Origin of the sequence: Aureibaculum luteum, assembly GCF_003449015.1 — a bacterium.
Taxonomy (GTDB): Bacteria; Bacteroidota; Bacteroidia; order Flavobacteriales; family Flavobacteriaceae; genus Aureibaculum; species Aureibaculum luteum.
Map to the genome: position 1 here is coordinate 156,571 of NZ_QRGD01000002.1, position 12,418 is coordinate 168,988.

At 32.2% G+C, this 12,418-nt stretch carries 14 protein-coding genes; 11 read left to right on the top strand and 3 right to left on the bottom strand.

What is annotated here, in order from left to right; translation table 11 throughout:
* The first annotated feature begins 158 nt into the window (after positions 1-158).
* The 11 genes from D3P13_RS05965 to D3P13_RS06015 all read left to right on the top strand — a co-directional run bounded on the left by D3P13_RS05965 (position 159) and on the right by D3P13_RS06015 (position 10,836).
* Positions 159-794, top strand: a complete 636-nt coding sequence (locus D3P13_RS05965) for a DUF2238 domain-containing protein (RefSeq protein ID WP_117880414.1) — start codon at positions 159-161, stop codon at positions 792-794.
* Between the two features lie 171 nt (positions 795-965).
* Positions 966-1,442 carry a Dps family protein gene (locus D3P13_RS05970; protein WP_117880415.1) on the top strand — a complete coding sequence of 159 codons (477 nt, stop codon included), beginning with the start codon at positions 966-968 and terminating at the stop codon, positions 1,440-1,442.
* A gap of 137 nt (positions 1,443-1,579) precedes the next feature.
* A complete protein-coding gene (locus tag D3P13_RS05975) occupies positions 1,580-2,911 on the top strand; it encodes a ferredoxin reductase family protein (protein ID WP_198679978.1) in 1,332 nt (443 codons plus the stop codon).
* A gap of 188 nt (positions 2,912-3,099) precedes the next feature.
* Positions 3,100-3,570, top strand: coding sequence for a TspO/MBR family protein (locus tag D3P13_RS05980; protein ID WP_117880416.1), 471 nt, complete (start codon positions 3,100-3,102; stop codon positions 3,568-3,570).
* 171 nt (positions 3,571-3,741) lie between these two features.
* Entirely contained in the window at positions 3,742-4,395 is a 654-nt protein-coding gene (locus D3P13_RS05985; protein WP_117880417.1) for a BON domain-containing protein, read from the top strand.
* A 301-nt stretch (positions 4,396-4,696) separates the two neighbouring features.
* Complete coding sequence (locus D3P13_RS05990; RefSeq protein ID WP_394336454.1) at positions 4,697-6,100, top strand: NAD-dependent succinate-semialdehyde dehydrogenase; 1,404 nt, start codon at positions 4,697-4,699, stop codon at positions 6,098-6,100.
* Positions 6,101-6,528: 428 nt separating this feature from the next.
* Positions 6,529-7,182 (top strand): BON domain-containing protein, encoded by a 654-nt coding sequence (locus D3P13_RS05995; protein WP_117880419.1) that lies wholly within the window; start codon positions 6,529-6,531, stop codon positions 7,180-7,182.
* Positions 7,183-7,358: 176 nt separating this feature from the next.
* Complete coding sequence (locus tag D3P13_RS06000) at positions 7,359-8,027, top strand: BON domain-containing protein (protein WP_117880420.1); 669 nt, start codon at positions 7,359-7,361, stop codon at positions 8,025-8,027.
* A 123-nt stretch (positions 8,028-8,150) separates the two neighbouring features.
* Positions 8,151-9,047, top strand: a complete 897-nt coding sequence (locus tag D3P13_RS06005) for a 3-hydroxyacyl-CoA dehydrogenase (RefSeq protein WP_117880421.1) — start codon at positions 8,151-8,153, stop codon at positions 9,045-9,047.
* A 344-nt stretch (positions 9,048-9,391) separates the two neighbouring features.
* Positions 9,392-10,048 (top strand): BON domain-containing protein, encoded by a 657-nt coding sequence (locus D3P13_RS06010; protein WP_157972838.1) that lies wholly within the window; start codon positions 9,392-9,394, stop codon positions 10,046-10,048.
* A 26-nt stretch (positions 10,049-10,074) separates the two neighbouring features.
* Positions 10,075-10,836 (top strand): exodeoxyribonuclease III, encoded by a 762-nt coding sequence (locus D3P13_RS06015; RefSeq protein ID WP_117880423.1) that lies wholly within the window; start codon positions 10,075-10,077, stop codon positions 10,834-10,836.
* A gap of 412 nt (positions 10,837-11,248) precedes the next feature.
* On the opposite strand, the gene D3P13_RS21870 is transcribed toward D3P13_RS06015, so the two are convergent.
* From D3P13_RS21870 to D3P13_RS06030, 3 genes are all read right to left on the bottom strand, one after another.
* Positions 11,249-11,605 (bottom strand): hypothetical protein, encoded by a 357-nt coding sequence (locus D3P13_RS21870; protein WP_157972839.1) that lies wholly within the window; start codon positions 11,603-11,605, stop codon positions 11,249-11,251.
* A 36-nt stretch (positions 11,606-11,641) separates the two neighbouring features.
* Positions 11,642-11,941 carry a thioredoxin gene (gene trxA, locus D3P13_RS06025; protein WP_117880424.1) on the bottom strand — a complete coding sequence of 100 codons (300 nt, stop codon included), beginning with the start codon at positions 11,939-11,941 and terminating at the stop codon, positions 11,642-11,644.
* Positions 11,942-12,006: 65 nt separating this feature from the next.
* Complete coding sequence (locus D3P13_RS06030; RefSeq protein ID WP_117880425.1) at positions 12,007-12,414, bottom strand: hypothetical protein; 408 nt, start codon at positions 12,412-12,414, stop codon at positions 12,007-12,009.
* Positions 12,415-12,418: the final 4 nt, after the last annotated feature.

Below are 12,418 nucleotides of genomic sequence, written 5' to 3' on the forward strand. Positions count from 1 at the left end.
ATTTGATTTGTTATTTATTCTCCTCTGAGTAAATTCTTTAACTGGTAAAATAAATAGTAAGAATTGGTTTATAGAAAATACTTTATCTGTTAAAGCAATTGCGAGGTAGTTATAATTGATTACTTAGTGTTACATTTATAAAAAAGAATTGTTGTGGAATGAAATTGTATAGTGGTGCTATAACTGTTATTGAACGTAAGTTATTTTTATTTGTACTCGTATTTGTGTTTTTATGGATAAACACTTTAGTAGGAACTACAGATATTGCCAATTGGCTTATAGAAAATACCTTAACTGTTATAGCATTGCTTTTTTTAATTTTCACTTATAAATCGTATCGTTTTAGCAATTTTAGTTATTTCTTAATCTGTGTTTTTTTATGCTTGCATGTGTATGGTTCTGAATACACCTATGCCGAGAATCCATTTGGGTTTTGGCTTCAAGACGTCTTGCATTCCTCCAGAAACCCTTATGATAGGCTAGTACATTTTAGTTTATTATTGTATTATCCTCTGTACGAGTGTATTTTAAAATGGTTAAAACTTGAAAAAAGAGAAGTATTTATACTCCCTATTTTAACAATTCTTTCGGCAAGTGCTTTATATGAAATTATAGAATGGCTTGTTGCCGATGTGTTTTTTGTAGAACAAGGTATTTCATATTTAGGTACTCAAGGTGATGTTTGGGATTCGCAAAAAGATATGGCAGTGGCTTTTTTTGGCAACATATCAGGAGTAATATTTTATTATATATATAGATTGTATAATCAGTCAAGATCTAAAACAGATACTTAAAAGAAAGACAACTTCTCAGATTGTAAAATTTTACCTAACGTTAATTTATTTATTACTAAAACACTCCATTTAGTTAAAGTTTTCAAAAAAGATTTTAAACTGACATGGGTCAGTAATATAGTTTTCAGATTCAAATACCTTTGGTTAATTATTAATTAAAAAATCAGAAACATGAAAACACCAAACATTGGAATATCAAAAGAAAACAGACAGTCTATTGCCAACCAATTGTCAAAAATATTGGCAGATGAATTTGTACTCTATTCAAAAACACTGAATTTTCACTGGAATATAGAAGGTACTGACTTTCATTCCGTACACCTTTATCTTGAAACTTTATATGAAGAGCAACAAGAAATTGTTGATACCGTAGCCGAAAAAATACGTATGCTTGGTCATTATGTACCCGCTACTTTAAAAGATTATTCAAAATTAACTCACCTTACCGAACAAACAAAAGGTGGCAATGATAGTCAAAGCATATTTGCAGAGTTACTGGAAGACCATGAGAGCATCATCGTTTTTATTCGAGAAGAAATAGAACCAATTGCAGAGAAATGGAAAGCTCAGGGCATTAGCGACTATATAACAGGGCTAATGGAACAACATGAAAAAACTGCTTGGATGTTGCGTTCACATTTAAAGTAATTTAAGTTACTACATATTTATATATGATTACGTTTTAGAAAATTTATAAAAGCGGTATAAATATTAATAAATATGAATTGAATATTTTAGTTTATCACGACAAATAAATGATTATGCTTAGAAATATCAAAATCGCATTGTGGATAATTCTCGTAGGATTGACTGGTTTATGGGTATTGGCAATTATGCCTTTTCCAGATGCAATGACAGGAAAAGCTATACGTGATTTATTTATTCAATATTCTGGTATCATTGGTATTGGAGTAATGAGTATCGCTATGGTACTTGCACTTCGTCCAGTTTGGCTAGAACCCATGCTTGGGGGCTTAGATAAATCTTATAGACTTCACAAATGGTTAGGAGTTATTGGGTTGGGAGCTGCGGTGTTTCATTGGATTGCTGCGAAAGCCCCCCATTGGTTATCAAGCCTTGGGTTGATAGAGGGGGGGCGTGGCCGTGGACATGGTGATGGAGCAAATTCAGCATCAGATTCACTTAATCAGGTTCAGGCGTTTTTTGATGGTCTGCATGGGCCTGCCAAGTTTATTGGTGAATGGGCATTCTATGGGCTGGTTCTTTTAATTGCATTGTCCTTAATAAAACGATTTCCTTACCGGATTTTTGCAAAGACCCACACGATCATCGCAGTGGTGTATCTCATTTTGGTATTTCACACAGTGGTGCTATTAGATTTTGCTTCATGGACACAGCCATTGGGTATTGTAATGGGTATGTTGTTATTGGCAGGTGTAGTCTCGGCTATTCTTGTGTTGACACGTCAGGTTGGTAAGCGACGAAAAGTGGAAGGTACTATAGAGGAACAACACTATTTTCCTAAAATGAAGGTGTTGGAAACCTTAATTTTGCTCAAAGTGGGATGGAAAGGACACAAGAGTGGTCAATTTGCTTTTGTTACTTTTGATAGTAAAGAAGGGCAACATCCTTATACTATTGCCTCAGACTGGGATGAAAATAATCCTCGTATTATGTTTATTACCAAGGCACTGGGTGATTATACAAACCACTTACCTGAAAAGCTAAATATTGGTGACAAAGCAATTGTAGAGGGTCCTTATGGCTGCTTTACTTTTGATGATACTGCCAAACGTCAAATCTGGATTGGTGGTGGTATTGGTATTACACCTTTTATTGCTCGTATGAAACACCTCGCTCATAATCGAGTATCTCAACCTATCGATTTATTTCATTGTACCACTGAACTGGAACCTGATGCGTTAAAGAAATTAACTGCTGATGCTGCGGCTGCCAATGTGAACTTACATGTGATAATTGACAGTAGAGATGGTCAGTTAACTGGAGAAAAGTTACGTACAATAGTTCCAGACTGGAAGTCGGCCAGTGTTTGGTTTTGTGGTCCCGTTGGTTTTGGAAAAGCATTACATAAAGACTTTTTGAAAAACGGATTACCTACTAAGAATTTTCATCAAGAGCTTTTTGACATGCGTTAAGTGAAAGGTGATAAGGGGATAATTTATCAATTTTGAATATTTATATGATGCATATGGCGTTGGTATACATCGCTTTATTATAGAATACGATAGAAAGACTCAATAAATTTTTTCATACTGATTTGTTCAAATTGACAAACAGTTATATCTAAATAATTTCTTTTGTGATCAATTAAAAATATATTAAAATGATTTATAGACTGATACTATTTTTAGTACTTAATTTTGCAGCACTTGGTGTTGGAGGATTTTTAGCAGGCAATGGAGCTTCTTCTGATTGGTATGCACATATTGACAAAGCTCCGTGGACACCACCAGGTTGGGTCTTTGGCTTTGCATGGTTTACGATTATGATATGTTTTAGTTTTTACTTAGCCTATTTATGGCCAGAAATTGAAAACAAAAATCTACTCATTGGTTTATTAGTCGTACAGTATTTATTGAACATGGCATGGAATCCGACATTCTTCTATTATCATTATGTTCTGGCAGGCCTATTGGTTTTAATTGGACTTGCATTTGTTGTCGGAGTCTTTTTATTTTTTTATTGGCCAGAGTTAAAATTAAAATCGATATTGATAATTCCTTATTTTATTTGGTTATTAATTGCAACGTCACTCAATGGGTACGTCTTATTTAAAAATCAAATTATTATATAAAAATAGCTTGTAATAACAGATGATATATTAAGATTGCTATGTAAGGACAATACAATACTCACGTTGTTAAAGTTTTCAAAAAAAGTTTTATACTGATGTAGGTCAGGGTTCTCACATTAGAACCACTATATCTTTGATGTATAATTAGTGTTTAATTTAATTTATAAAATTATGAGAACAGATTCAAGTATTAAAAGAGATGTTTTAGATGAATTAATATGGCAACCAAGCATTGATGAAACTCAAATTGGGGTTGTTGTAAAAAATGGTGTTGTAACACTTACTGGGGTTGTAGATAGTTACATGAAAAAACAAGAGGTAGAAAAAGCTGCAAAAAGTGTGTTAGGTGTAAAAGCAGTAGCTGAAGATATTGAAGTTAAATATGGTACTGCTTCACATACATCAGATTCAGAAATTGCAGCCGCAGCAGTAAAAGCATTAAAATGGAATATTACAGTACCTGAGAAAAAAATAGAGGTAAAAGTTGAAGATGGTTGGGTTTATCTTACAGGTGAAGTAGTGTGGGATTTTGAGAAAAATTCAGCGAAAAATGCTGTTAAAAATATTCCCGGTGTTAAATATGTGGTAAATAATATTACGCTTAAAAATAATATAGATGCTATCAATATTAAAGAAAAGATCAAAAAAGCATTTGAACGTTCTGCAGATATTGATTCGAAAAGTATTACCGTAAGTGCCGAAGGTCATAATGTGAAGTTAACAGGAAAGGTACATTCATTAAAAGAAAAAGATGAAGCAAGAAAAACGGCGTTTTATGCACCTGGAGTATACACTGTAGATAATGAATTAGAAGTTGTGTATTAGGTTATCTGAAAAGCAATTACAAGTTATTTTTAATCCTATTAATTCTAAGAAATTGCCTTAATTCAATAACATGGATTAGGGCATTTTTTTTTACTCTATTTAACTGATTTTATTTTAAAAAAAAAATATTGCAGTATTAATAAAACTATAACTTTACTTGAACTTTAATTAGGTTAAAAAATGGAATTTATAAATAGAACACTGTGTTAATAAATTCAAAAAAAGTTTAGAACTGATCTAGGTCAGTGTTTCTTTTCACTTGCCATGATAATTTTGATTTTGAATTCTAAAAATTAAAATAATGGAAATAATAAAACAAACATCGAGTATTAAAACAGTCAACCCCTATAATAATGAATTGGTGAAAGAGTTTGCACCTATGACTGATATTGAACTAGCAGCAATAATTGATAAGGCTGACAAAGCTTTTGCTTCTTGGAAAAATCAATCTTATGAAGAAAGAGCAAAAGTAATGCATAAGGTAGCATCTTTGATGCGAGAGAGGAAAGAGGAATTGGGAAAATTAGCCACATTAGAAATGGGTAAACTAATTTCTGAATCAATTTACGAAGTAGAATTATCCGCAGATATTTTTGATTATTACGCTGATAAAGCTGCTGAATTATTAGCTGATAAACCGTTAGAAGTTAAAAATGGAGAAGCATTTATCTCCTATGAACCTATTGGAACTATTCTAAGCATTCAACCATGGAATTTTCCCTACTATCAAATCACCAGAAGTGCCGCCTCAAATCTTATGGCTGGTAATACAATGGTGTTAAAACATGCTTCAAACGTACCTCAGTGTGCTCAATTAATGGAAGACTTATTTATAAAGGCAGGCTTACCTGTTGGAGTTTATAATAACATTTTTATTCCAGGAAAAGAAATTAAAAGTTTGGTTTCAAATCCTAAAATTAAGGCAGTTTCTTTAACGGGAAGTGAACTTGCAGGAACTAGTATTGCTAGTGCAGCTGGAGCGAAAGCAAAAAAAGTAACATTGGAATTAGGAGGTAGTGATCCTTTTATAGTTTTAGATGATGTGGATATTGATTTGGCGGTGAAAACTGCTGTTGATGGAAGAATGTGGAATGCGGGTCAAGTTTGTGTTTCCCCTAAAAGGGTTATCGTTCCAGAAAAAATGAAAGCAGCCTTTTTAGCGAAAGTAAAAGATGTTTTTGCCACTTTAAAAGTGGGTGATCCAATGGATAAGGAAACCAACGTAGCTCCTTTGAGTACAGAAGCCGCTGCAAATGATGTAATTGCCCAAATTAATAAAGCCGCACAACAAAATGCGACAATTGTATTGGGGGGTAAACGTATGGATAGGAAAGGAGCCTTTGTAGAGCCCACCATAATTACAGACATAACCTCAGAAATGGATGCTTTCCATGAAGAAATATTTGGTCCCGTGTTTATGTTGTATAGCTACAAAGATATAGATGAGGCTATCAGTATTGCTAATGCTACGAAGTTTGGTTTGGGTGGCACCGTTTTTGGCAACAATATCAAAAAAGCCGTTGAGGTGGCTCGAAAAATAGATACCGGTATGGTATATATCAATCATGTTACTGGAATTGCACCAGAATTACCTTTTGGAGGAACAAAAAATTCAGGTTTCGGTAGAGAACAAGCTCCTATGGGAATTTATGAATTTGTTAATGAGAAATTGATTCGTACAACAACTCCTAAGGCTATTTATTAAAAAGTTTTGTGTAGCCTTGTAAAGGTGTGCTATCTAAACACGTATCGAATCTGATTTATAACTTAGACAATAGAAATAGTAGTAGGATTTCATAAGCCTGATGACTAACTCATAATTGGAAGAGTTAAATTGTAAATGACCCACTAATTTAAAATAATTAGTGGGTTTATTTATTTTTCAGATTTTATTTAAAATCTTTTCTATGTTTTTTCCAACCCTTTTATGAGCAACTACTAATAAATTTCTTTCTATGTTTTATTTAACTCAGAATTAATTTTCAATGGTAGAGCATACTTCTTACACAATAAATAGTATTCTCTGTTAAAATTTTCAAAAATAAGTTGATGCTGATGTAGGTCAGTGTCTTTATTCTAATGCTGATGTAATTTTGGGGTATTAATAAAAGTTTAATTTAAATCATAGAAATTATGAGAACAGATTTTAGTATTAAAGAAGATGTCTTAGATGAACTAGAATGGCAACCAAGCATCGATGAAACTCAAATTGGAGTAACTGTAAAAGATGGTGTGGTAACACTTTCAGGAACTGTTGACAGCTATGTTAAAAAACGTGAAGCTGAAAAAGCTGCAAAAAGTGTAGTTGGCGTAAAAGCGGTAGCTGAAGATATTGAGGTTAAATATGGAACAACTTCACATAAATCAGATACTGAAATAGCCACAGCAGCAGTAAGTGCATTAAAATGGAATATTGCGGTGCCTGAAAACAAAATTGATGTAAAAGTTGAAGATGGTTGGGTTTATTTGACAGGTGAAGTAAAATGGGAATTTGAAAAAAAAGCAGCTACAAAAGCAGTTGAAAATTTAACCAGTGTAAAATATGTGGTAAATAATATTTCACTCAAAAACAATATTGACGTTAGTGATATAGAAACCAAAATCAAAAAAGCATTTGAACGTTCAGCAGATATTGATGCAAATAGTATTAGTGTAAAAACGGAAGGTCATACTGTAAAATTATCAGGGAAAGTACATTCATTAAAAGAAAAAGATGAAGCTAGAAATACTGCTTATTTTGCCCCAGGCGTATGGAGTGTAGACAATGAATTAGAAGTGGTGTATTAATTTTTTCTAAAAAAACTTTTAAGAAGTCGATTCGATCGTTTTCTTATAGAAAATTGTCCTAACTCATTAAATGAATTAGGGCAATTTTTTTTATACTGACCTTGGTCAGTAACTAATACTCTTTATCATACTAACTTTGTAGTATACTTATTATTTCATAGTAAAAAAAATGTATCATGAAATCAGATTTAAAAATTAAGAACGATGTTCTAGAAGAATTATCATGGCAACCCAATATCGATGAAACTCAAGTTGGTGTAGCGGTAAAAAATGGTATTGTTACCCTTACAGGTATTGTAAGTGATTTAACAAAAAAGGATGCTATTGAGAGAGCTGTTAAAAATATAGCGGGTGTAAAAGCAATAGCAGAAGAGATAAAAGTGAAATATGGCGATAGTGACAAGCATTTAGATATAGAAATTGCAAAGGCTGCAATAGATGCTTTAGAATGGAATGCCTCTGTGCCCATGGATCAAATAATTGTAGAAGTTGATCACGGTACCATTTATTTAACAGGAGAAGTAGAATGGGCCTATCAAAAAGACTTTGCCAAAAGAACAATTGAAAACTTATTTGGAGTAAAAGAAGTTATTAATAATATTCAGTTGTCACATAAAACAACAGCTAGTGATGTAGCCGATAAAATAGAAAAAGCATTGGAACGCTCTGCAACTATTGATTCGAAAAACATAATGGTTCACCTTGATGAAAATACGATAGTATTGGGTGGAATGGTTCACTCTTTAAAAGAAAAAGATGATGCAGAAATTGCGGCATATAGTGCTCCTGGAGTAACCAATGTTATCAATGAACTTGAAGTAGAGTATTCCCCAGTTTATCTATAATGTAATTTGCATTGTACATGTGATACAAGTAGGAAAATTGGATTGTAATTCTAAATGAACAGAAATTTCAAAAAAGGCTGTTTTAATTGAGGTAAAATAAATAAACTATTTAAATATATAAAAATGAATTATAAAAATATAACCATAGCCGGAAGTGGTGTTTTAGGATACCAGATTGCATTTCAAACTGCATTTCATGGCTTTCATGTAACCGTTTACGATATCAATGATACTGTTTTAGAAAAAGCAAAAGCAAAATTCGAAAGGTTAAGTAAAGCTTATAAAAGAGATCTAAACGCATCAGAGCAACAAATTGAGAAAACACGTTTAAATTTAAGGTATAGTTCCAATTTGGCTGAAGCGGTAAAAGATGCAGATTTACTAATTGAAGCGGTACCTGAAAATCCAACAATAAAAATTGAATTTTACAAAAAATTAGCAAAAGTAGCACCTGAAAAAACAGTATTTGCAACCAACTCTTCAACACTTTTACCGAGTCAATTTTCAGAATTTACAGGTCGACCTACAAAATTTTTAGCGTTGCATTTTGCCAATACCATATGGATTCATAATACCGCAGAAATAATGGGTCATCCAACAACTGACCCTGAGGTATTTAAAGATGTCGTAGCTTTTGCAAAAGCTATTGGTATGTTAGCCTTGCCTTTACATAAAGAGCAACCAGGATACATCCTAAATTCGTTACTAGTGCCAATGCTAAGTGCCGCAACAGACTTATTGGTTAGTGAAGTTGCCGAAGTAGAAACCATAGATAAAACATGGATGAAAGCAACTGGAGCACCGTTAGGACCTTTTGGTATTCTTGATGTTGTAGGGATTACAACCGCCTACAATATTGATAAAATGAAAGCAGAGAAAACCAAAGATGAATTAAAAATTAAAACAGTAAACTACTTAAAAGAAAAATTTATAGATAAAAACAAATTAGGGGTTTCTACAGGAGAAGGGTTTTATAAATACCCTAATCCAGCTTATGAAAGCCCAGATTTTTTAAAATAGGTATTAAAATGTTGTAGGTTGCTTTATTTTATTTTGATGTATGTCATGTTTTAAAATTGAGTTAGTAGCTATATATAGAAATAGTCTTAGCTATTCAGTTTCGGATATCTACTTTTCCCTAGCAGAGATCATTTTCTTTATAAAGTTAAAGAAACGTATGGGTGCTATGATAAGTTGAATAGTAGAATAGGGGAGTTGTCTATTATTAAAAAACTTGAGTAACTTGAAATATAATGTCAAAATAGATAAGAATTCTATATAGGCTGATATAGATCATTTTAGATGGTGGTTTTCTAAAGTAATTTTACATGTATTAGTTATTGTTTAATTTAGAAGTAAGTAAAATGAAAACAGATTTAAAAATAAAGAATGATGTACTCCAAGAACTTGCGTGGCAACCTAACGTAGATGAAACTCAGATAGGAGTAGTCGTTGAAAACGGAGTTGTTATGCTAACAGGTGTAGTTGATAATTACCTCGTAAAAGTGGCAGCAGAGAAGGCAGCAAAAAGAGTAAAAGGTGTAAAAGCATTTGCGGGTGACATTCATGTAAAATATGGTACTAATTTTCAAAAAACGGATATTGAAATAGGTAAAGCAATTGTAAAAGCTTTTGAATGGAATACAGCTGTGCCTGAAGATAAAATTTCAATTGAAGTACGCGATGGTTGGGTTACTATATCGGGAGAGGTAGAATGGGCATATGAAAGAGATGCCGCTGCTAGAGTTATAGAGAGCATAAAAGGCGTTAAGTGGATCAACAATACGATTACAATAATATCAGAAAAAATAAAAGAAGACGTTACAGGCAAAATTGCTAAAGCTTTTAAACGTTCAGCTGATATAGAAGCAGATGGAATCACTGTTGAAATAATAAATGGTTTGGTAAAACTAAGAGGAATTGTGCATTCAATTTCTGAAAAAAAAGCAGCTGAAAAAGCAGCGTATTTTTCTCCAGGAGTTGATGTCATTATAAATGAGTTAGAAGTAATAGACAATTAGTTTTAAATCTAACAATAGGAATAGGTATGCATATAATATCTTGGAATGTAAATGGAATACGTGCCATTGTAAAGAAGAATTTTGTTGAAAGTGTTAAAAAACTGAATCCAGATATTATTTGCTTGCAAGAGACAAGAGCTAGCGAAAAGGAAGTTGAAAAAGCATTATTACCTTTTAAAGAGTACTATCAATACTGCAACGCTGCAGATAAAAGTGGGTATTCGGGCACTACCATATTGAGTAAGTCAAAACCAGACTTTATAAAAAATGATTTGAACATTGCAGAACATTATACTGAAGGTAGAGTGCTATGCACCAGTTACCCAGATTTCTATTTGATAAATGTATATGTGCCTAATTCTGGACAGCAATTAGATCGCTTGGCATATCGAAAAAAATGGGATGCCGATTTTTTAATCTATTTAAAAGAGTTAGAGAAAACGAAACCTGTCATTGTTTGTGGCGATTTTAATGTAGCCCATAATTCTATAGATCTGAAAAATGATAGATCTAATTATAACAAAACGGCAGGGTATACTCAGGTTGAAATTGATGGAATGGATAATTTAATAAAATCAGGCTTTGTAGATGCTTTTAGACATTTTTATCCCGATGAGGTTGCTTATACGTATTGGAGTTATCGCTTTAAAGCTAGAGAGCGAAATACCGGATGGCGAATTGATTATTTTTTAGTTAATAAATCAATATTATCTAGAGTAAAAGCCGTTTCTATATATTCAGATATAATGGGGTCAGATCATTGTCCAATAGGTCTAGAAATTGAATAAGTACCCTAAATAAATTCACTTTTTAAGTTGGTTTATTTTCCCTTTGTAATCCTTAATTTTGATTAAAATAGTTGCTTTTCTAACTGTTTTTTTTGAATTAATTTATTATTGAGAAATAATATCAAAATTACATTTCTATTGGTATTACTACTTATGGCAATTGCAAATTATAAAATAAGAGATAAGACAAATTCTTCAACGTTGATAACTGCCTTATCAATCATAGGTCTAAGTATTGGAGGTATACTTATCTTATATTATGAATTCACTCATGAATTAGAGCAAATGCTCGCAATAATTATTCTGTATATTATATTAGCTTTTGGTGCATGGATCTATTCAAAAAAGTTAGTAAGCAGGTTCAGAAATAATACAATTTTTCCTGAAAGAATAACTACTTTATATTTAGATACTAATAGTTTTCTAAATACCCTTTTAAAACGTCCACTTGAAACTCTCCTACAACAGATAGGTCCACATCAGCATTCATTAATACCAGTCCATAACCTAAATGAGAGAGCTTACAGTCATTCATAATTTCATGGTTTATTTCGGTAAGCAATGGTAAAAAATGTTCGCGAATCTCTACGCCAGATGATTTTCCAATTTTAATTGCTTTTACTACAGCATCCGAAATTTGATTAGGTGACAATCCTTTAACTAATAAATCACTTGCAAGGTGCTCCATGTGTATACTATAATAAAAGTCTAAAAAATTATCAATAGAATCTGGCTTTATAAATTCTTCTCTATAAATTGCTATTTCCATGGTGTTTGATTTTAAAATTATTATTAGATAATATGTTTAAACGTTTTGTTTAATAATTGAAAGAAGCTGTTCTTTGGTTTGTACTCCAGATTGACGCCAAACAATTTTTCCATCCTTAAATAAAATCAATGTTGGTACACCTCTTACATTATAGCGTTGAGCTATAGGTTGGTTTTTATCAATATCTATTTTGATAATGCGAACCTTTCCATCAATTTCATTTGCTACTTGTTTTATTATGGGAGATTGTGCTTTACAAGGACCACACCATTCTGCATGAAAATCAACAAGTACGGGCTTATCGCCCTTAATTAGTTTACTGAAATCTGCTTTCATATGTTTATATTTAAAATGTGCTATAAAACGCCCATTTGTATGGGCGATTTATTAGTTACATAAATTTATAGCTTTTTTGTATAATCAAAAACAACTCTTTTAAAGGCTTTAAACTCTTTTGTGAAATCTGCCATACGCAATGAAATCTCATGATGTTTTTCTCTGTAATCATCATCAGACAATCCTTTTTCAGCCAATTCTATTCTTGATAATAACTGTTCGTGCTCTACAATGCTCACTTCTAAATCGTCAAATAAATCAATGTGAACTTTATCTAGATTTTTTAGCATCATTTCATATACTGGATCATTTTTCTTAGAAACCTCTTTTTTCTTTAATAAATCGTTGAAAAAACGAACTTCATCTTTCCAAAAATCTACGGTATCCATCCATTCTTTACTCTCAAAATGTAAAACGTCTAACCCTGCTCCTAATAAGAATTCTGTTTTGGGGTTTAAAATTGTAGTGTTCATAATT